15 protein-coding genes are annotated in these 20,908 nt (G+C 56.9%); 13 read left to right on the top strand and 2 right to left on the bottom strand.

From position 1 onward, the window contains the following. Positions 1-34: 34 nt before the first annotated feature. Positions 35-286, top strand: coding sequence for a ParD-like family protein (locus tag Q1W15_RS06950; RefSeq protein WP_300725443.1), 252 nt, complete (start codon positions 35-37; stop codon positions 284-286). Further along, positions 283-1,074, top strand: a complete 792-nt coding sequence (map, locus tag Q1W15_RS06945; RefSeq protein ID WP_300725440.1) for a type I methionyl aminopeptidase — start codon at positions 283-285, stop codon at positions 1,072-1,074. Before Q1W15_RS06950 ends, map begins: the two co-directional genes overlap by 4 nt. Positions 1,075-1,170: 96 nt before the next feature. On the opposite strand, the gene Q1W15_RS06940 is transcribed toward map, so the two are convergent. Then, positions 1,171-2,175 (bottom strand): formamidase, encoded by a 1,005-nt coding sequence (locus tag Q1W15_RS06940; RefSeq protein WP_300725438.1) that lies wholly within the window; start codon positions 2,173-2,175, stop codon positions 1,171-1,173. Between the two features lie 474 nt (positions 2,176-2,649). On the opposite strand from Q1W15_RS06940, the gene Q1W15_RS06935 reads away from it, so the two are divergent. The 6 genes from Q1W15_RS06935 to Q1W15_RS06910 all read left to right on the top strand — a co-directional run bounded on the left by Q1W15_RS06935 (position 2,650) and on the right by Q1W15_RS06910 (position 12,519). After that, a complete protein-coding gene (locus Q1W15_RS06935) occupies positions 2,650-3,852 on the top strand; it encodes a pyridoxal phosphate-dependent aminotransferase (RefSeq protein WP_300725436.1) in 1,203 nt (400 codons plus the stop codon). A 54-nt stretch (positions 3,853-3,906) separates the two neighbouring features. Beyond that, positions 3,907-4,806 carry an amino acid ABC transporter substrate-binding protein gene (locus Q1W15_RS06930; RefSeq protein ID WP_300725434.1) on the top strand — a complete coding sequence of 300 codons (900 nt, stop codon included), beginning with the start codon at positions 3,907-3,909 and terminating at the stop codon, positions 4,804-4,806. Positions 4,807-4,913: 107 nt separating this feature from the next. Then, a complete protein-coding gene (locus Q1W15_RS06925) occupies positions 4,914-5,642 on the top strand; it encodes an amino acid ABC transporter permease (RefSeq protein ID WP_300725432.1) in 729 nt (242 codons plus the stop codon). A gap of 3 nt (positions 5,643-5,645) precedes the next feature. After that, entirely contained in the window at positions 5,646-6,332 is a 687-nt protein-coding gene (locus Q1W15_RS06920) for an ABC transporter permease subunit (protein WP_300725430.1), read from the top strand. After that, the gene (locus tag Q1W15_RS06915; RefSeq protein WP_300725428.1) at positions 6,329-7,057 is read left to right on the top strand and encodes an amino acid ABC transporter ATP-binding protein; all 729 of its coding nucleotides are present in this window, start codon (positions 6,329-6,331) and stop codon (positions 7,055-7,057) included. Before Q1W15_RS06920 ends, Q1W15_RS06915 begins: the two co-directional genes overlap by 4 nt. Positions 7,058-7,611: 554 nt before the next feature. Then, positions 7,612-12,519: a hypothetical protein gene (locus Q1W15_RS06910; protein ID WP_300725426.1), complete on the top strand. Its 4,908-nt coding sequence runs from the start codon at positions 7,612-7,614 to the stop codon at positions 12,517-12,519. 110 nt (positions 12,520-12,629) lie between these two features. On the opposite strand, the gene Q1W15_RS06905 is transcribed toward Q1W15_RS06910, so the two are convergent. Beyond that, complete coding sequence (locus Q1W15_RS06905) at positions 12,630-13,889, bottom strand: tetratricopeptide repeat protein (RefSeq protein WP_300725424.1); 1,260 nt, start codon at positions 13,887-13,889, stop codon at positions 12,630-12,632. 33 nt (positions 13,890-13,922) lie between these two features. Between Q1W15_RS06905 and Q1W15_RS06900 the strand changes: the two genes are divergently transcribed. The 5 genes from Q1W15_RS06900 (at position 13,923) to Q1W15_RS06880 (ending at position 20,904) form a co-directional block, all read left to right on the top strand. After that, positions 13,923-14,768 carry a hypothetical protein gene (locus tag Q1W15_RS06900; RefSeq protein WP_300725422.1) on the top strand — a complete coding sequence of 282 codons (846 nt, stop codon included), beginning with the start codon at positions 13,923-13,925 and terminating at the stop codon, positions 14,766-14,768. A 790-nt stretch (positions 14,769-15,558) separates the two neighbouring features. After that, positions 15,559-16,122, top strand: coding sequence for a nucleotidyltransferase family protein (locus tag Q1W15_RS06895; RefSeq protein WP_300725417.1), 564 nt, complete (start codon positions 15,559-15,561; stop codon positions 16,120-16,122). A gap of 41 nt (positions 16,123-16,163) precedes the next feature. Beyond that, positions 16,164-17,168, top strand: coding sequence for an XdhC family protein (locus Q1W15_RS06890; protein WP_300725415.1), 1,005 nt, complete (start codon positions 16,164-16,166; stop codon positions 17,166-17,168). Positions 17,169-17,428: 260 nt separating this feature from the next. After that, entirely contained in the window at positions 17,429-20,362 is a 2,934-nt protein-coding gene (locus tag Q1W15_RS06885) for a molybdopterin cofactor-binding domain-containing protein (protein WP_300725413.1), read from the top strand. A gap of 2 nt (positions 20,363-20,364) precedes the next feature. After that, positions 20,365-20,904: a (2Fe-2S)-binding protein gene (locus Q1W15_RS06880; RefSeq protein WP_300725711.1), complete on the top strand. Its 540-nt coding sequence runs from the start codon at positions 20,365-20,367 to the stop codon at positions 20,902-20,904. Positions 20,905-20,908 lie beyond the last annotated feature (4 nt).

The raw sequence follows: 20,908 nt of genomic DNA, 5'->3' as shown, positions 1-20,908 counted from the left end.
TACGATTCATATATATTTCGTATTGAGTACACCAATGGGTATCGTCAAGATCTCGGACGCCATGCACGAAAACCTGCGCGTGGCCAGCAACGCCCTGAGCCGCTCGATCAATGCCCAGGCCGAGCACTGGATGCGGGTCGGCATGTTGGCCGAGCTGCACCCCAATCTGAACCATCACCAGATCTGCCGCCTGCTGATCGACGCCGAACGCCAGGGTGGCCTCGATTTGAAGCACCTGTGCGAGCTGGCTGACGCCACTTTTGCCACCACGGAAATCCATCCATGAGATCAAACATCGTTATCCACACGCCGGCCCAGATCGCCCAATCCAAAGTAGCGGCGCAACTGGCCGCCGAAGTGCTGGCCATGATCGCGCCCCATGTGAAGCCCGGTGTGACCACCGACCAGCTCGACACGCTGTGCCACGATTACATCGTCAACGTACAACAGGCCATCCCGGGCAACGTGGGCTACCACGGCTTTCCGAAGACCGTGTGCGCGTCGGTCAACGATGTGGTGTGCCACGGCATCCCCAACGCTATACCGCTCAAGGACGGCGATATCGTCAACATCGATATCGCCGTGGTCAAAGACGGCTGGTACGGCGACACCAGCCGCATGTACTTCGTGGGCGAACCCGGCCCTGAGGCGCAGCTCCTGGCCAAAACCACCTACGACGCCCTGTGCGCCGGCATTCGTACGGTTCGCCCCGGCGCAACCTTGGGGGACATCGGCCATGCCATTCAGTCGCTGGCTGAAAATGCCGGCTACAGCGTGGTACGCGAATACTGCGGGCACGGCATCGGCAAGGTCTATCACGACGAACCGCAGGTGCTGCACTACGGTCAGCCGGGCCACGGCCTGACCCTCAAGGCAGGCATGATTTTTACCATTGAGCCCATGCTCAACGCCGGTAAGCGCCATGTGAAAGTGCTGGAGGATGACTGGACCGTCGTCACCAAAGACCACTCGCTGTCAGCGCAGTGGGAACATATGGTGGCCGTGACCCACAACGGGTTTGAGGTGCTGAGCGCCTGGCCGGATCACATTGAAGGCTATGAACCGATTAGCTGACAGGCAGGCGGCGGATAAGCGGGGGGACTAACGCGCAATCCCCCCCTGCTGACGATACACCGTCAGCAGGGGGGGGATCGGGTGTGCGGCTCTGGATTACTTGCCGAAGCGGCCGCCCGTGGTCGGGTACCCGTAAATGGAACCGTCTTTGATTTTGATATCTTTATCCCAAGGCAACTTATAAGTGCCGGCGGCCAGGTCTTTAATATAAGTCAAGCCGGTATCCGGGTCGCCACCCGGGTCACCCACATAGGCCCTGGCCCCGAGGTTATAAATGTTGTTTTCCAGCCCCCATGTACGCCGGGCGCTGTCAACCAGATGCGGGTAAATTTCACCGGTGACAATTTCTCCGGGGTTACGGTCGCCTTGAACAAGGGTGGTGCCATCGAAGTTAACGATCTGGCCTTCACCAAAGTAGTAGAACACGCCATCGTAGCCGGCGCAGTTCACCGAGATCGTATACATCAAGTTATGCCAGGCGTTCGAACGGTTGGTGAGTTTCCATTGTTCGTTAACTTGTGTGCTGTAACCCGAAATGCGAATAAAGACGTTGGCACCTTTGTACGCGGCTTCGCGCGCAACTTCCGGCAGCATACCGTCATGGCAGATACACACCGCCAGCTTGCTGCCACCCGGGCCGTCGCACACCGGCATACCAAGGTCTCCGGGCGACCAGGGTTCGATAGGGGTCCACGGGAAGAGTTTTCTGTACTTTAAGCAGATCTCGCCTTGCGGGTTAATAATAATCGCGGTGTCAAAGGGGTTTTGGGTCGGGTCCGGGTTGCGCTCAATAATTGAGAACACACCATAAAGCCCAGCCTCTTTACAGGCTTTGGCAAACTGATCGGTTTCTTTGCCGGGCACATCACAGAGAAACTCTTCCGTCAGCCATTTCGCTGTATTCAACCCCTGAGTGCTGTATTCAGGAAAAACAATAAGTTCCAGACCGGGATACCCGGCTTTGGTATTTTTGATAATAGTGACAATGTTTTCGATCTGTTTATCGATATCCGCCCTGGATTTAACAATCGGCACCGGGTATTGAATGGCCGCTGTAAGAAATCCATGCTCGGGTTTAGTCATGCTTCCTATAGAACCCATTTAATAAATGCTCCCTATTTAATTAAATAAATAAATAAATAATAACGAACCGAAGGTATAGCCCAACATCTAAGGAGCCCACGACCGTCTGTCGGGTTGGTAGCCACTCAAAGGGAGGGTTTCGTTTCCAGCGACCCGAGCCACAGAGCCGATTAACCATCACGCCTGAAGCCGCTTCAAAGGCTGACGGACGATTACACCGGTTGTTCCTGCGCCGCTTATCGGCAATCCGTACGCGTCTTGCGTGTTGTCGGGTTAACTCATCGTATATCTTGTGCTTTTCCCCACCTGTCACAGCCGCTTTGTCGTGGCTAAACGGCTCGCCAAGGCCCCGTTTTAGCCTCGAAGGCCTTGTTGAAATCAGGGATTTCTAGCGATTGCAAAAGCAAAAATCCTCATGTCATACTACGTCGTACAACAACAACGGAACGCCCGAGATTGTTCGGCGGGCCTTGACGAAAGGCGGGTTAGTTCATGAGCTTCGAAAGTCAACGGGTCAAACAGATCTCCTCGTCCCCCAGCATGATCATTTCCATGCGCGCTAAAGCACTGGCCAGCGAGGGCCGCGACATTGTCGATATGAGTCTGGGCGAACCTGACTTCGACACCCCCGCGCATATCATCGACGCGGCTTGCCAGGCCATGCGTGACGGGCATACCCGCTACACCGCCCCCCAAGGCACCCTGGCCCTACGCACCGCTATTGTGGGCAAGTTCAAACGTGAAAACGGCCTGGACTACAGCGTTGATGAAATCACCGTGGGCAACGGTGCCAAGCAAGTGATCTACAACACCTTTGTCGCCACCCTGGAGCCCGGCGACGAAGTCATCATCCCTGCGCCCTACTGGGTGTCGTACTCCGATATCGTCACGCTCAATGGCGGCAGCCCGAAAGTCATCCCTTGCGGCATCGACGTCGGTTTCAAAATGACAGCCGACGTGCTGCGTGCTGCACTGACCGATAAAACCCGCTGGTTGATTCTGAACTCGCCCTCCAACCCCAGCGGCGCGATTTACTCCGAAGCCGAGCTTAAGGCGCTGGGCAACGTGCTGGACGATTACCCCAATGTGCTGGTGATGTCCGACGAGATTTACGAGCACGTACTGCTGGCCGACGAGCCTTTCGTCTCGTTCGGCAATGCCTGCCCGCAACTGCGCGAGCGCACGCTGCTGATCAATGGCGTGGCCAAAGCCTATGCCATGACCGGCTGGCGCATCGGCTACGCCGCCGGCCCCAAGGCCTTGATTGGTGCCATCAGCAAAATTCAATCACAGAGCACCTCGGGCGCGAGCGCCATTTCCCAGGAGGCCTCGCGCGCAGCACTGGAAGGCCCTCAGGGTTTCGTCCGCACCAGCGCCAGCGAATACGCCGAGCGCGGGCGCTTGCTGGTGGACGGCCTGGCTCAATGCCAGGGCCTGCGCCTGAGCGCACCGGCCGGTGCCTTCTACGCGTTCCCTGAGTGCAGCCAGTTGCTGGGCCGCACCACGCCGCAAGGCCAAGTGCTCAGCAATGATGTCGAGTTGTCCGCCTACTTGCTCGAACACGCAGGTGTGGCAGTTGTACCGGGCCTTGCGTTCGGATTGCCGGGGTATTTCCGACTGTCGTTCGCCACGTCACGTGAGCAAATAAAAAAAGCCGTTGTTCGTATCAACGAAGCCCTTGCAGCCCTGCGCTGAAGGCCTCGTCTTTTCGCTGTGCCAAAGCTGCCATAACAACCATCGGAGATGTCCATGTTCGATCACAAGAAAAAGCTGCTTGCCCTCGTCGTCGCTGCCTGCATGAGCACCAGCGCTGCACAGGCCGAAGAACTCACCGGAACACTGAAAAAAATCAAGGAAGTGGGTGCCGTCACCCTCGGCTACCGTGATGCGTCGTTGCCCTTCTCCTACCTTAATGATGACCAGAAGCCGATCGGCTACAGCATCGAGCTGTGCCAGAAAATCGTCGATGAGATCAAGGTCAAGGTCGGTGAACCCAACCTCAAAACCAACTATGTTTCGGTGGTAGCCGCCACGCGCACCCCGCTGCTGATTAACGGCACTATCGACCTGGAATGCGGCGTGACGACCAACACGGTCGAGCGTCAGAAGCAAATCAGCTTTCTGTTGACCAGTTATGTGGCCAGCGCCAAGTACGCCGTCAAGAAAACCGCCGGCATTAACTCTGTTGACGAGCTCAAAGGCAAAGCCGTCGTAGTGATCACCGGGGGCAGCGGCGAGTGGCTGACCAAGAACCTGGACCGCGAGAAAAACCTGGGGCTGAAAATCCTCAACGCCAAAGACGGTGGCGAGGCCTTCCTGATGCTGGAAACCGGTCGCGCTGCGGCCTATATCAATGACGATGTGCAGTTGATGGCCACCATCGCCCAAAGCCGCAACCCCGATGCTTACACGTTGCTGCCTCAAGCCATGTCAGCGGAACCGTATGCCATCGGTATCCGCAAAAACGACCCGCAGTTCAAGTCGTTCGCTGACGGTGTACTGCGCAACCTGTACAGCAGCGGTTACATCGATACGCTGTACCCGAAATGGTTCCAGCAGCCTATTCCACCGAAAAATACCGTGATCAACCTGCCGATGAGCGAAGCTCTGAAAGAAGCCATCGCTCATCCTAACGACACTGGCGTCTGATCCCGAAGCGTCACCCTACCGGGCGTGCGCGCCGTGAACCCTCTGACTGATCGGCGGGTTTTACGGTGTGCACCAACCCCTGCTCCCCCTCAAAGGTTGGTGTTTTCATGGATTACAACTGGAATTGGGGCATCTTCTGGAGCTCTGCTCCCGGAGAGTCTGCTTCGTATCTGCAATGGCTGGTCACGGGTACTAGCTGGACCCTGGCAACCACCGTCATGGCCTTTGTGCTGGCCTTCCTGATCGGCGGCCTGGTCGGGACCCTGCGCACCACCACGATTCGCCCTCTGGTGTGGCTGTGCAACGTCTACACCGAAGTGTTTCGCAATATCCCCTTGCTGGTGCAGATGTTCATCTGCTTTTTCGTGCTGCCGGAATTACTGCCGGTCACGATGGGGGATTACCTCAAACAGGAATTGCCCTACCCCTCATTTTTCAGCGCCGTCCTGGCCTTGACCCTGTTTACGTCAGCCAAGTTATCGGAGCTGTTCAAGGCCGGCATCGAATCGGTCGCCGCCGGACAACGCGGTGCAGCGCTGGCGCTGGGCCTGCGCCCAACCCAGATGTACCTGCAAGTGCTGTTGCCCCAGGCCATTCGCGTGGTGTTCCCGCCCCTGACGTCTGAAGCGCTGAACACCCTGAAAAACTCATCGGTGGCGCTGACCATTGGCCTGATGGAGTTAACCGCACAAGCGCGCAACATCAGCGAGTACTCGTTCAACACCTTTGAGGCGTTCACCGCCGCCACCGTGATTTACGTCGTCATTTCGCTACTGGTGACCTTCATCATGGGCCACATCGAACGTTCACTGGCCATTCGCGGCGCGACGAGGTAAGTCATGTTTGATCTAGATCCAAGCGTCATTGTCAGGGCCATGCCGGCCCTGTGGAACGGCCTGAAATTCACCTTGCTGCTCACGTTCGTCGCCATGTCGGTGGGTATTGTGACCGGCACCCTGCTGGCCCTGATGCGCCTGTCGAATAACCGCGTCATGCGGGGCTTTGCCCTGACTTACGTGACAGTGATGCGCAGCATCCCGCTGGTGCTGGTGATTTTCTGGTTTTACTTCCTGATGCCCTTGCTGCTGCAAATGGCCTTCGGCACCGAACGCCCCGTGCAAATCGGCCCGGTCACCACCGCCTTCGTGACGTTCTGCATGTTCGAAGCCGCGTATTACAGCGAGATTATCCGGGGTGGCATTCAAAGCATCAGCGGCGGTCAGAAACAGGCCGCAGCGGCCCTTGGCCTGCGCCCGTCCCAGTCGATGATGTTCGTGATTCTGCCCCAGGCCTTGCGGCGCATGGCCCCCCTGTTGCTGACCCAGACCATCATCCTGTTCCAGGACACCTCATTGGTGTACGTGCTGTCCATTGCCGACTTCACCGGCGCAGCGAGCAAGTTTGCTCAGCGTGACGGCCGTCTGGTCGAGCTGTACCTGTTCGTAGCCTTCGTTTACCTGGTGATCTGTTACCTGCTGTCCAGCCTGACCAAACGCATGAAAAGAAACATGGAGAGAACCGCATGATCCAGATGAACAACCTGAGCAAATGGTACGGTAACTTTCAGGTCCTGAAAAACTGCACCACCCAGCTCGAGCGCGGTGAAGTCATGGTGGTATGCGGGCCTTCCGGCTCGGGCAAGAGCACCCTGATCAAATGCGTCAACGGCCTTGAGCCGGTGCAGGAAGGCGACATTTTCATCGAGAACCAGCCCGTGACCGGCAAAGGCGTCGACCTGCCCAAAATGCGCGCACGGGTAGGCATGGTGTTCCAGCATTTCGAACTGTTCCCGCACCTGACCATCACCGACAACCTGAACCTGGCGCAAATCAAGGTATTGGGGCGCGACCGCACCACCGCCACGAAAAAGAGCATGGCGCTGCTGGAGCGCGTGGGCCTGAAAAACCACGCTCACAAGTACCCGATTCAGCTGTCCGGCGGCCAGCAACAACGGGTGGCCATTGCCCGCGCCCTGGCCATGGACCCCATCGCCATGCTGTTCGACGAACCCACCTCGGCCCTCGACCCGGAAATGGTCAACGAAGTGCTGGACGTGATGGTCGAACTGGCGGGCGAAGGCATGACCATGATGTGCGTGACCCACGAAATGGGCTTTGCCCGCAAAGTGGCTGACCGCATCGTGTTTATGGACGGTGGTGAAATCATCGAAGACGTGAAGTCCGAAGAGTTCTTCGGAGCGCCGCGCTCAGAACGAGCCCGCAGTTTCCTGTCGAAAATCCTGCAACATTGATCCACCCCCCGCCCCTGTTCGTCTGACCCCAGGCGAACAGGGGCGGGTTAGAACCCGCTGTCATCCCGCCGTGTTTAAGCCTGTAACGCCTCTCTTCCCGCCGCAACGCGTTAATCAATTGGGTCGCATGCGCCCAAATAACAGCGTTCAAGGCGCATTAATAGCCACTGCCAATGCGGCCTTAAACTTGTACTAAATAATTAATACTAAAGTGTATTAAGCCAACCTAACAAAAAAATTCACGCCTCCTTTTAAAGTTATGCACCCCCGCATTAAAACGAGCAAAACCCCACACTGAAAAAACATCATAGCAGCGCCAATCAACCTGCCGATAACTGGCTATCACGCGGGTTACAGCGCACACACCCATTGGCGCAGGAAACATATTTAAAGAGACCCAAGGCTCGATAAGCATTAACCGCTCATCGGCTTTGCCGACGCAACGTTTACAACTTACCGGCGCTTGCCGATTCCCCAACTACCTTTGCTTTCCAGAGCAAAGGAACGCTGAAGCCAATACTGCGTTCTCCCCCATAAAAAGAGAGGATTGCACTATGCACTTGTACTTAACACCTTTAGCCATCGCTATTTCTTCAAGTCTGTTCTTATCTTCTTCCGCCTGGGCGGCTAGCACGGCTGGCCAGGCCGGTAACACCGAGAGTTATGATCAAGGCCAATTCAACCAAGGGGCGGCTGCAACTGATGCCCCGGGCCAAACGAATGGCTCCGATGGGGCCAATATCGCTAACCAAGATATCACCCCACCCAACACTGCGTTCACCGGGGCACCGGGTGGCAACGGCCAAAACCCCGGCTCAGGCTCGTCGTCAGGCGGGGCTGGAGCCGGCGGCCAGGGCGGCGGCTCGTTTTTTGGTGCCTTCAGTAGCGGCGGCGCGGGCGGAACCTCATACGATGAGGGTGCCAGCACCAATGGCGGAAACGGCGGTGCACTCAGTCAGAATACGGTGACGCTCACTCACTCAATCACCGGTGCCGCAGGCGGCAAGGGCGGGAGCACGGGCGAAGGCGCCGGTGGGGCCGGTGGGGCCGGCGGCGGCTCAGTCTTTGGGGGGATGAGCACCGGCGGCGCAGGGGGAGAAGCGGAGGATAGAGGAACTGTCGCCAGCCATGGCACCAGCGAGGGCGGCCGCGGCGGAAACATCACTCAAAGCACACTCAACATCACCGGTGCCACGCTCTCGGGCGAGGTAGGCGGTAGCGGTGGCGTTTCAGAGTTTGAAGGCCAAGGCGGCCAGGGTGACGGGGGGCATGGGGGAGGCTCGGCGTACGGTGGCGTCAGCGCCGGGGGTGCAGGTGGCAGTGCACGCGCCGACACCTCATCGGCCAATGGCGGCCTTGGCGGCAACGTGACCGGCAGCACCGTCACCCTCACGGACGCCACACTGAACGGGGCGGCGGGCGGCAATGCCGGGCAAACCACGGATGGCACAGGCGGGGGCGGTAGCGGCGGTAATGGTGGCGGGTCGATTGTCGGCGGTTTAAGCAACGGTGGGGCCGCGGGGTATAGCTATTCGCCCACCTCCACCAGTAACGGAGGCAATGCAGGCGATGTCACGGGCAATACGCTCACGCTCACCAATATCACGCTAGACGGCGGTGACGGCGGCCAGGGCGGCGGCGTTAAAGGCGGCCTGCAAAATAACGGGGGCGGTGGCGGCACGGGCGGTCAGGGCGGCGGGTCTCTCATCGGCGGGCTGAGCAACGCCGGCGCGGGCGGTTTCGCCGATTACGCTGCGACAGCCGATGGCGGCAATGCGGGCAAAGCGGGCTCTAATACCATCACTGTCAATGGAGCCACGATCAACGGCGGGGATGGCGGCAGTGCCGGCGTCGGCGGGAACTACGGTAACCGCGACATTGCGGGGGGCATTGGCATGGGCGGCAATGGCGGCGGCTCGGTCTTTGGTGGTCTCAGCAACGGCGGTGCGGGCGGGATGGTCCAAACAGGCTCCGCAAGGGGGGGCACGGGAGGGGAAATCACGCAAAACATCATCTCGCTGACCGACACCCGGCTCACCGGGGGTGTGGGCGGCAGTACCAGCGAGTTGAATCGAACTGGCGCGGCCGGGGGGCACGGGGGGGCTTCGGTCTTTGGCGGGCTCAGTAACGGCGGGGCCGGCGGGGGCTCTAATGATGCCTCGGATGATGACATCGCCTCGGGCGGTAATGGCGGTGATATTTCGTCCAACCAGCTGTCCCTCACCGATGTCTCCCTCACCGGTGCTGCGGGCGGGGCCTCCGGCGATAATGAAAATAACGGCGTTACCGGTTCAGGGGGCTATGGCGGCGGCTCTGTCTTCGGCGGGTTCAGCAGCGGCGGTGCCGGCGGCTGGGCACAAACCTCTGTTGGCGGCAACGGCGGCACTGTCTCGCGCAACACCCTCACCCTGACCCGCGCCGTGCTCACGGGCGCAGAAGGCGGGGCTACGGGCGAAAACTCTGGGACGGGGATGGCGGGCGCAGGGGGGGATGGCGGCGGGTCGATCTTCGGCGGGGTGAGCAACGCCGGAGCCGGTGGCCATCACGCAGCGGCCTCGCCCGACAGCCGCGTCGATGGCGGCACTGGCGGTAATGTCGGTTTCAATACCTTGACGGTGAGCGACTCGGTACTGACCGGAGGGGCTGGCAGCAACGGCGGTAACGGTGGCGGCTCGGTGTTTGGCGGCGTCAGCCGCGGCGGGCTGGGGGGAAGCGCTCAAGAGGGCTCAACCTCGGGCGGTATGGGGGGGGACATCTCGACCAATACCCTCTCACTGACCAGCACCCGAATCATCGGCGGTGTGGGCGGCAGCAACCCTTCCGATGAGCCCGTTGTAAAGGCTGGCGGACATGGCGGTGCTTCGATTTTTGGTGGGCTGAGCACCGGGGGAAACGGCGGCTTATCGGAGGATGATGGCACCTCGTCTGGCGGCCATGGCGGTACTATTTCGCTCAACCGCATTTCCCTGACCGATGTCTTTCTGACGGGTGCTGCAGGCGGTGCGGCGGGCAGTCATGATCAATTCGGTGCGAACGCCGGGGGGCATGGCGGCGGCTCGGTCTTCGGCGGGCTCAGCAGCGGCGGTGCCGGCGGAGGGGCAGAAATGGCCCTTGGCGGCAACGGCGGCGCGGTCTCGCGAAACACCCTCACCCTGACACGCGTCGACATCACCGGCGCAGACGGCGGGGCAGCGGGTGAAGAGGCAGGCTCAGGCGGGGATGGCGGCGGGTCGATCTACGGCGGCGTCAGCACCGCCGGTGCGGGCGGCATTTTCAGGGGTTCCTCTACAGAGAGCCTCACCAATGGCGGCACGGGCGGTGCCGTCAGTTTCAATACCGTTACGCTGAGCGACACTACGATCACCGGCGGCGCTGGCAACCATGGCAGCGCGTCCGGTAACGCTGGCAATGGCGGTAACGGTGGCGGCTCGGTGTTTGGTGGCATCAGCACCGGCGGGGCCGGAGGAGCCGCTTCGGAAGGCGCTGCGGCGGGCGGCCAGGGAGGAGACATCACAGGAAACATCCTCTCACTGACCAACACCCGGCTCACAGGGGCCGTGGGCGGCAATGGCAGTTCCTACGCTGACATTCCGGGCGCAGGCGGCCATGGCGGCGGTTCAGTCTTTGGCGGGCTTAGCCAAGGCGGCGCAGGCGGCGTTGCTGAAGAAGGCAACGCCTCGGGAGGCGATGGCGGTGCAATCTCCAACAACACCCTCAACCTGACCAATACGATCCTGAACGGGGCCGCCGGCGGCGATGCCGGTGGCGTTCTTAACAGAGCGTCCAGGGCGGCCCCTTCCGCTTCAGACGGCCATATGGGCGGTTCCGTGTACGGCGGGCTCAGCCGTGGCGGTGCCGGCGGCTACTCCAGTGTGAGTTCAAACGGTGGTAACGGTGGCGACACCAGCGACAATACAATCAATGTTTCAGGTCAATCTGAAATCTCCGGCGATGTGTATGGCGGTTATAGCCAGGGTGGCGCGGCCGGTATGGGGGGCGTGGCGGGCCTGGGTGGCCTGGCGCAAAACAACACCGTGACCTTGAACGGTGCCCTGCTCTCCATCACCGGTGCGGTGTATGGCGGCCAGAGTGTCGACGGCGACGGGAAGGCCGTCGCCAGCAGGGCCTTCAGCGGCAATACCCTGAACCTCAATGGCTACCGGGGTTCGCTCGCGGGGATCTACAACTTCGAACAATACAACTGGCTATTGCCTAAAGATGTGGTCAATCAAGACACCCTGATCACCATCACCGGGCCGGACGCGGTGAACCTCACCAATACCCAGCACACCGTCGCCATGGAAAGCGACGGCAACCAACTCAATGCCGGTGACAAGGTGGTGCTGATCGACAAGGCACAAGGGGCTACCACCCCAACCCGAGTCAAGGTCGAGCAAGGCCACTTCATTGTTTACGATGCCAATCTCGGCATGGAAGATGATGCCTTTGTGCTGAACATTGACCGCAAGGATGAGACCGACGGCTCCCCTGCCGGCACCCTCAACCCCAAATCGGAAGCCTTCCTGCAAGGTCGCGCCGCCGCGCTCGCCTTCACCAACCAGGGCACGGATATGATCCGCGAGAGCCTTAACACCTGCGCCACCAACTTTTTCTTCATCGGCGATGGCGGCTCCAGCCGTTACGACACGGGCTCACACATCCGGGTGCGGGACTTCAAAATGGCCTTGGGCCTGCGCGGCTGCGTTGAGCTGCAAGATACCAGCAAAATGATGATGGGCGCTTTTATCGACCATGGCCAAGGCAACTACGACAGCTACAACAGCTTCGCCGGCTATGGCGATGTGCACGGCACGGGCGACCTGCGCTACACCGGCGCGGGCTTGATGATGCACATGGATGTCGCCGGCACCGCCCCCAAAGCAGCCCCGGCACCGGTAGTCGGCAGCAAGAATGGCCTGTACGTCGATGCCGTCCTGCGGGCCGGCAAGGTCAAGACCAGCTTTGACAGCAACGACCTGGTGGATGCCGGCGGCGTACGCGGGCATTACAACGCCAAATCGAACTACGTCAGCGCCATGGCTGGCCTCGGCTACGCCTTCAACCTGGATGAAAAACAATCGGTGGATGTGTACAGCCGCTACAGCTGGAGCCGCATTGACGCTGACAGCGTCATGATCGGCAACGACAAGCTCAGCTTTGGCAGCGACAACAGCTCGCGCTTGCGCGCCGGCACCCGCTACACCTACGCGGCCACCCCACAAATCGCACCCTATGCCGGTATTGCTTACGAGCATGAATTCGACGGAAAAGTCTCAGGCAAAGCCTTCGACATGTCGATTAAAAAGCCTGATTTGGGGGGCAGCACCGGCATCGTCGAAGTCGGCATTTCGACCACCCCCCTCGCCTCGCTGACGGCCGTAAAACTGGACGTGGGTGTACAAGGCTTCTTTGGCGAGCGCAAAGGGGCGACAGGTACAATCAACCTCTCTTACGAGTTTTAACCACGGGGCCTAACGGCCTTCTACGCCCCACCCCGGGTTGATCGCGGATCAACCCGGGCAAGGGCCAATACCGGGCATAAACCATTCAGAGGGGTAACGTACTGCGTGGGTCATTCATCAAAACCATACATCATCATCATCTCGTTCGCTTGAGCATCACCCTGAAGAATTGCTTGTTTAAACCAGTAGCGAGCTTGGGCGTAATCTTCAGCCACCCCCTCGCCTTCCACGTATAAACACCCCAGCATGCATTGCGAGTCGGCGTCGCCTTCTTCGGCCAGCTTTAAATACCCGGCGAATGCCATGCCCAACCAAAAATCTGCTTTGGCCTGATCAGGCTCTAACCCGGCCGCCTCCTTATACATCCTGCCCAATCTGAGTTGAGACTCGACACTCCCCAGCTCTGCCGCCTTCTGGTGCCATGCAGCAGCCTGAGGCAGGTCTTGAGGGACTATATGCCCCTGCGCATACATATGACCCAAGCTTATCATTGCCTCCACACTGCCCGACTCAGCCGCCTTGCAATACCAAATCAGCGCTTGCGGGTCATTCTTGCGTGAATACAAGTTTCCCAATTTGTAATAAGCGCCTATATGCCCTTTCTCTGCCGCCTTAGGCAGCCACCTGAGAGCATTCCTGGAATCCGATTTACCCAAATAAATTGAGCCTAACCGGAACTGCGCCTCCAGGTGCCCAAGCTCTGCAGCCTTAAGGTAGAGATAGATGGCGGTGGGATTCGCATCATGTGCAAAATTGTGAGGGTCATAGCTCTCTTGCGCCTCTTTAAAATAGGCGACAGCCTCGGCAGAGGCATGAGAGCTGACACTCTGTATATTATTAACTGACGAGGACGCCCCGCCAGCGTCCCCGGCATGAACATACTGTGAAACCATAGCCAAGTTAACCGACTTAAAACATCGCAGCCCGGGGTTATTAATCATCAACGCCTCAATGGCCCGATAAGACACCCCATGAACATGTTCTTTTAAGTTGAACTTAAACTCTTCCCCGGCGGCGATCGCCGGGCTGGCATACGCATCCCCGCCTTTGGTGCGCCACTTGGCGAGACCTTTAAAGAACAGACCGATTTCCGGAGGGTTACCAGCAATATAGTTCTTGATATGCCGCCCGCACTGCTCGGCTTCACCATCAGTTATCACGGCCCCCTGCAAATAGGGCACATCCAATGCCTTAAAAAAATCAGCGTACTCGTGCTGGAAAACGGCCTCGACAGCCGCCAGATCCGCTTTCGGAATTCGCGCCTTGGTCTTTTTCCGGCCAAACACGTAAAAACACACCGCCCAACAAAGCACGGACAGGCCAAAAGTAGGCCACGCAAGCACTAGAGCCACAACAAACGCTATCTGCACCGCCCCCTCCTGTGATTCGACTGAATCCTGAACATGTGGCTATCAAACGAAACCCATCCGCCTTGCACCAAAAACACGGCCCCGGAAACCAATCATATCAAGTCGCCATCAGGAAAGTGCGTCTGTACACATAAAGCGCAGGGCCGCCGCCGGATCGCGCTTGCCGCGACCTGCCGCCATGGCGCGCTCTTAAAAAAACCGTCGGCGCGCATCAGGGCTTCACAGATTATTCTGCTGATGAAGTATTCGAAGAATAAACAGCACGACCTCAGCAACGCTCAGGCAGCAGTGGCATCGGCTTGGGAAAAACATATCGAGAACGACAGTGAAATTGCCGATGTATGCAAAACACTAACCCGAAAAATTCGTCACTTCTTTAGAGCTGCCAACAGTCCCGTCTCCCACGTCTACACACTATTCAATGCCGTGAAGTACTGCCGCGCAATGATAGGCCATATTCTTGCCGCCACTTCAGTGACTGAGTGCCGAAGAGAACCTTGTGAAACCCTATACTTCACTCCGCTGCAACACTTTGTTCTTGGTGACGACCGCGCGCTGGACGATACCCACGACATTTACTACTGGTTCTTCCCTCACAAGCACCACCAAAGCATCAAGATCTTCAGCATGGCAAATGAAGGTAATCAGTGCAGCATGAGCATACTGTCTTTCTTCCCGCTGGCATTTCTTCTGACCGAAAAAGGTAAAGGCATTTACCCAGCCGGAGCAATCAAGCTTGAACTATCGGATAATTCCTTATTCGTAGAGCTGTCTGCTTTGAACATTGACTTCTCCACCTTTCCAGCAGTCGAGTTGAGGGGCAATCAGATGGTTGCACTTGTTGATAGTATTTCCATCGTGAGCTACCCAATAACGTGATAATACGTACCCTTCCTTTCGGAACAATTTAAACCATTGCAAAATCGACCTTAGCGCTGGGGCAGTACTAATAGAATAAAATCAATAATTCGCTTGCTGACCGCTGTGCCGACAATGAACTGGGTGGATTTCATTTTTCATGAAGTGGGTACCGCTTAAAATCAAGACTACAGACTTAACGCTGCTGCTTACCCTCTCCTGAGGATTTCCCACCGACCAACCCACAAGGCTTATCGGGAACTGCCAAGCGGGTTCCGAGGGGGAGGAAGGGAATGGGGGGTGGTCAAATGCCGAAAACGAAAAAGCCCCGCAGACCTTGATCTGCGGGGCTTCCGTAATAATGGCGGAGAGATAGGGACACTCTGCTAAATGCTCCACAGCCCCCGAAGCGCAAGCGGCATAGGGGCTACAGCTGAGTTTTGGTACAAAATCCTGGTACAAATCGAAACGATAGACCTTTCATATTGAGTCCACTCCCACTATCACAAAACTGATTGCAAACAATGCTCAGTCGCGAGCCCTGTAGATAGACATGAATCGCCCCGGGTTTCCTAGACACCTCTTTGCCTTAACGCCCGAGACAACGTGATGACATAGCGTCCTCCTTCCTAAATAAATCCCCGGTTCTTCGACAGCGAGCTATCATGATGCACTATGTCGCGTCGACAAAGCGCCTCTAAACGATGAGGCCGCCCTGAAAGATATCCAGAGCGACCTGACCAATCGAACCAATTGCCGGGGTGGTTTCAAAAGCGTTTTCAAGCATCTGCGAGAGCAGTGGTTTTGGTCCATGAACATGAACGTAACGGTGTTAGTGCTGGCAGCAGGTAAAGGAGTGCGCTTTGCTTCCAGTGGCGGCCATACACATAAACTGCAAGCGCTACTGGCTGGAAAACCGGTGATGAGCCATGTGCTGGAAGCCGTGGCAAAGGCTGGCTTGCAGTGCCATATAGTCAGTCCCGCGGGGGCAGAGACTGAAGGTATGGGTGACTCCATTGCCTGCGGTGTGCGTTCTACGCAGGGTGCGGCGGGTTGGTTGATCTTGCCTGCTGATATGCCACTGGTGTGCTCTGCAACACTACGCGCCGTTGCGCAGGCTTTAATCACTGACGAACCCTATCAGGCAGTCGTGCCGTACTGGGAACAGCGCCAAGGCCACCCTGTCGCTTTCGCAGCGAGTTGTGCTGAGGCGTTGCTGGGCTTGCGGGGTGACCAAGGGGCTCGCTCAGTACTGCAAGCCCTGGACAGTCAAGGGCAAGTCAAAGCCCTGTTGGTTGATGACCCAGGCATCGTGCATGACATCGACACCGTAGAAGATTTGCAACGAGCCGAACTCTGGCTTTGTACCCATTGATCACACCTCACATGTGTCACAACGTTGTTGTCGGAGAAGCCATGGATGCTGTCGATATAACGGTTTTGCGTGCTCTGCACGCATGGCGCCAAGCAGGGCAAGTCGCGTTGCTCATCACTGTTGTAAAGACCTGGGGGTCATCGCCTCGTCCAGTCGGAGCGATGCTGGCCCTGCGAGTCGGGGCAGAAATGGTGGGGTCAGTCTCGGGCGGGTGCATTGAGGATGACCTGTTTGATCGCTTTAAAGATATTGAGACGACGCCATCAACCACTTTGGTTCGTTATGGCGTGACCGCAGAGGAAGCAAACCGTTTTGGCTTGCCTTGCGGGGGTACCATTGAGTTGATGGTGGAGCGCAACCCTTGTGCAGAGCGGCTTGAACAGCTACTGGAATATCTGGATGGCGGGGCCTTGGTGCGGCGTACCGTGGATTGCGAAACCGGGGATGTGCAGTTAACCGCCGTCAACAAGTACGCACCTTTGTTTTTAGATGATCAGCAACTGGCAATGTACATAGGCCCGCGATGGCGCATGTTGCTGATCGGTGCCGGGGTACTCGCCAGGTATCTAGCGGCAATTGCCCAGAGCACGGGATTTACGGTCACGGTATGCGACCCTCGTCCTGAACATACATTCAGCTGGAACGAGAGCGAAGTCCCCCTGTTACGGTGTATGCCAGATGATGCAGTCACCGCTTTCAGGCCAGACCCAAGCTCATGCGTGGTGACGCTTAGTCACGATCCTAAACTGGATGATTTGGCGATAATAGAGGCGCTCCAGAGCCCCGCTTTTTATGTCGGTGCCATTGGTTCGCGTCAGAACAATGAGGCTCGGCGTGCACGATTGATTGAGCACTTTGAGATTGAAAAGGAAACGATGCAACGGCTGCACGGCCCCATTGGTTTATTCATCGACAGTAAAACGCCTGCTGAAATAGCGGTGAGCATTATGGCGGAGATTATTGCCATTAAAAACGGTGTCATCCTTGAACCTGCGATGAAGATTAGCGTGGGCAAACAAAAAAAAGAGCAGCTTGAGCGCAGCTGACTTAGTTTGGCAGCATGAAAGTATTTAAAAAGCAAGTCATTTAACCTCAATGTCAAAACTGGCGTGCGGGTATATCTCCGCGATTGTTTTTAGAGAGAGCGATCGGGGCGTTTATTTAACTTTCAGGTGGATTTCTATCGCTTTTTATCTAAGCTTTTTTATCTAGGATTTTCACCTCACACCTAATGATTTTTTCTTGCGCTTGCATCTATGCTCAATGACGACTTAAACCGGTATGACTGTGTTTAGAGGAAGCAAACATGGCATCAGGCATCAATCGACGCGACTTTATCAAGCTTGGAACGTTTGCGGGTATCACTGTTATGTTCGGCCGCTTGCCTGCGCTTCAAGCGCGTGAAGTTCATTCAGGAGCGCAAACATCCGAATGGATGGCGCCCGATGGCAGTGTGAAATATCGATGGGATGCGATACGAAAAGTCACGGGCGAAAAAGTATTCGCCCGTGACTTCCGCTCCAAAAACCTGCCTGGCTGGCCAGAAAAACAAGCACATGGTTTTTTCCTCAAAGCAACCGATGTCGAACATGCATTTGACGATATTGACCTGTCAATGCTTGGGCCAGACTTGCAGCCAGATCGGGTTTTAAAGCATGCCGATTTGGAAAAAGACGGTGTCCGGGTCCCCGAACTGGCAGATCTAGGCGTTGGGTTTTACGGTCAGGACTTTCTGCTGCCGGCGGGTAACACGGCCCCACTATACGGACACCCTGTGGCCTTATTGATCTTCCATGACTTTGACCGTTTTGAAGCGGCCAAGCGGCGTTTGCGATTCGAAACCACTGCAGTCAAATATGGCAGGAAGACGGGATTGATCCAGCCCCCCAATTATGGAGCGGCGCGTTATGTGAGAATCGGTGGTGAGACGCCATCTGCCCCTCCTGCCTTTGCACCTATCCAGGATGCTGTTATTTGGGGGAATTTTGACGGTGATACGCCTACCTGGCCTAAAGCGGATCCGGACGGCATCTTTGTTCCGCGTTCAGTCTTGTTGCCCCATCGCGGCGGTGGCGGTGTTCGCGATCCATTAAAAGTCGCTCAGCAGACCGATGAGCCGATGCGCCGGGGTATGGCCGCTGCGGGCATTATTGAGGCAGAGATTGAAGCTGCACATAACAACCCTGCAAAACTTGTTGTGCAACGCCAGGGTTTTTCGCAGTCCATTGACCCCAGTGCCATGGAGCCTGATAACGGCAATGCTTGGTACGATGCATCGACGCGTACCTTGCATGTACTGATTGCTGCGCAGTCTCCGTATGAAGTTGCGCGGGTTGCCGCGTTCATGGTCAAAGATAACAAGCGCTTTCCAGTTGAGAAGATTGAACTGGTGTCTGGCACCACCGTTGGATATGGCTCCAAAGATCACTCCATTTTCCCTTTCTACACGATTGCAGCTTGTTTTTATGGTGATGGCCTGCCTGTGCGCCTGGCCAATGACCGCTACGAGCAGTTCCAGTTGGGTATGAAGCGCCACAGTATCGAGATGGATCTAACGCTGGTCGCTGATCGCAAGACCGGGAAATTCGAGGTGCTTAAAGCTTTCTATAATTGTAATGGTGGTGGTCGCGCCAACTTTTCTTTCTCAGTGGCGCAAGTCGCTGCCACCGCAGCTCAGTCCATCTACTACTTTCCCAAGTCCGATCTGGCCACTGCTGCGATTGCAACAGCCGCAGTCGAAGCGGGCTCGATGCGCGGGTACGGCACTCTCCAGGCCATGTCTATCACAGAGTTACTGATTGACGAAGTTGCTGCGCAGTTGGGAATAGACGCCATTGAGTTGCGTAAGCGAAATGCATTGCAGGCGGGCGATCCAAACACTCAGGGTGCAGTCCAGCTGGGTGACCCACGTAATCTGGAGATGCTTGACCTCGCCTCGAGTCATCCACTGTGGCTAAACCGCGAGCAGGAAAAAGTTAAATACGAGGCAGCCAATCCCGGTCGTCGCTACGGCGTGGGCTTTGCACAAGTGCAGAAAGACTATGGAACGGGTGCAGATACCACGGCGCTGTTATTAGAGTTCGATGCAGCAGGCAAGATTACAATGCGCCACTGCGTACAAGAAATTGGTACCGGTGCTACGACGGCGCAGCAAGTCATGGTGCAGCGCTTGCTGGGCAAGGCACCTGATATCGCAATTTTTGGTGAAACCAACTTCGCTCAGTTGCCGCTAATGAGTAATTTCGAACCGTTCTCCATTACACAGGAACAACAGGACGAGCTTGCACGGGACCCCTTCTGGGTGCCCGCTATTTTGCCCGCGATGAGCGCTTCAAACAGTGTCTACTTCATCGGATTTGGTACACGTCAGGCTGCTCAATTTCTACTCGAAAATACTGTTTGGCCTGCTGCACAGGCCATTTGGAGCAGTGGTCCGGCAGGAGGCCAGCTGGCGAGTGGCTATATGACCGCCAAAGACCTGCGGGCAGTGCCTGGCGGCATCGGCGGCGGTGGTATGGCGCCACTAGCATTCGAAGCAATCGCCCGTAAAGCCCATGAAATGGGACTTGTCACAGGCGTTGCCCTGCACTGCTTCAGCCGTTGGCAATGGGCTCGTGCCGATTTCGAGATTCCTGGACTAGGGATCAAGAATCTACCCGCAGATGCAATCGCAGTGCGCTATGGAGATGCTGCTCCCGAGTCGTTGAAGACAAGAATGTCTACCGGCGGCTATGACTTCATCAAGCGCAGTAACGTTCAGTTTCCGTCTGCCCAGCGCAACAACGCGGGTGTCACCACCTATACACCAGCAGCCTGCCTGGTAGAACTGAATGTCAACACCTTCACAGGGCAGGTTGAGATCATGAATCATCACAGCTTGCTCGATCCCGGCAATATCATTGTGCCTGCTCTGGTGTCAGGCCAGCAGCAAGGCGGTATCGCCATGGGTATTGGTCACGCGCTGATGGAAGAACTCCCTTTGTACGGTGATGGCCCGGGGAACGGCACTTGGAACTTCAACCGCTACAGGTTGCCACGGGCCAAAGATGTCGCCGTGTGGACGCAAACGGCCGCCTATCTTGATCCTCTCACTGAAACATCCCCACCCAAAGGCTTAGCCGAGGTGGTGATGATCCCGGTTGTAGCTGCGACGGGCAATGCCATTACTCATGCCATTGGAACACGCTTCTATCACCTTCCAGTGACAGCCAACAAAATTAAAAAGGCGTTGATGCTATGAGTATTGAGAAACGCTTACTGACCCTCACCATAAACGGTCAGAAAGTAGGTCCGGTAGACGCGCCCGTGGGCATGCCCATGATCGATTTTTTGCATGAACACCTTGATCTGACAGGCACTCGTTTTGGTTGTGGGCAAGGCATTTGCCATGCGTGCACCGTCATGGAAATTCAACCCGACGGAATCCCCATAGAGACGCGTACATGTATCTTTGACGCCCACTTTTTTAATGGTAAAACGCTGATTACCATTGAGGGCCAGGCCAAGCGGGATGAGCATGGCGAGGTGAGCGACCTGACCCCGATACAGCAGGCCTTTATCGAACACTTTTCATTTCAGTGCGGTTATTGCACTCCGGGGTTCGTGACTGCAGCCACCGTGTTTGTTGAATCTTTAAAGCGCCAACCTGTAAAACGTGCCGACTTACAAAGTCAAATCGAAACAGCGCTCAATGACCATATCTGTCGTTGTACCGGGTATGTCCGTTACTACCAGGCTGTTCAGGACGTCGCGCTGAAGACTCCTGGCTGCGTGATCGACTAAGGAG

The organism is Pseudomonas sp. (assembly GCF_030150285.1).
In the GTDB taxonomy this organism is placed as follows: domain Bacteria; phylum Pseudomonadota; class Gammaproteobacteria; order Pseudomonadales; family Pseudomonadaceae; genus Aquipseudomonas.
The sequence above is the reverse complement of the archived record's forward strand: the minus strand, read 5'-3'. Positions and strand labels throughout refer to the sequence as shown.

Coding starts and splice junctions, on each gene's coding strand:
- Q1W15_RS06950 (WP_300725443.1), top strand. CDS start 35: ATGGGTATCGTCAAGATCTCGGACGCCATGCACGAAAACCTGCGCGTG.
- map (WP_300725440.1), top strand. CDS start 283: ATGAGATCAAACATCGTTATCCACACGCCGGCCCAGATCGCCCAATCC.
- Q1W15_RS06940 (WP_300725438.1), bottom strand. CDS start 2,175: ATGGGTTCTATAGGAAGCATGACTAAACCCGAGCATGGATTTCTTACA.
- Q1W15_RS06935 (WP_300725436.1), top strand. CDS start 2,650: ATGAGCTTCGAAAGTCAACGGGTCAAACAGATCTCCTCGTCCCCCAGC.
- Q1W15_RS06930 (WP_300725434.1), top strand. CDS start 3,907: ATGTTCGATCACAAGAAAAAGCTGCTTGCCCTCGTCGTCGCTGCCTGC.
- Q1W15_RS06925 (WP_300725432.1), top strand. CDS start 4,914: ATGGATTACAACTGGAATTGGGGCATCTTCTGGAGCTCTGCTCCCGGA.
- Q1W15_RS06920 (WP_300725430.1), top strand. CDS start 5,646: ATGTTTGATCTAGATCCAAGCGTCATTGTCAGGGCCATGCCGGCCCTG.
- Q1W15_RS06915 (WP_300725428.1), top strand. CDS start 6,329: ATGATCCAGATGAACAACCTGAGCAAATGGTACGGTAACTTTCAGGTC.
- Q1W15_RS06910 (WP_300725426.1), top strand. CDS start 7,612: ATGCACTTGTACTTAACACCTTTAGCCATCGCTATTTCTTCAAGTCTG.
- Q1W15_RS06900 (WP_300725422.1), top strand. CDS start 13,923: ATGTGGCTATCAAACGAAACCCATCCGCCTTGCACCAAAAACACGGCC.
- Q1W15_RS06895 (WP_300725417.1), top strand. CDS start 15,559: ATGAACATGAACGTAACGGTGTTAGTGCTGGCAGCAGGTAAAGGAGTG.
- Q1W15_RS06890 (WP_300725415.1), top strand. CDS start 16,164: ATGGATGCTGTCGATATAACGGTTTTGCGTGCTCTGCACGCATGGCGC.
- Q1W15_RS06885 (WP_300725413.1), top strand. CDS start 17,429: ATGGCATCAGGCATCAATCGACGCGACTTTATCAAGCTTGGAACGTTT.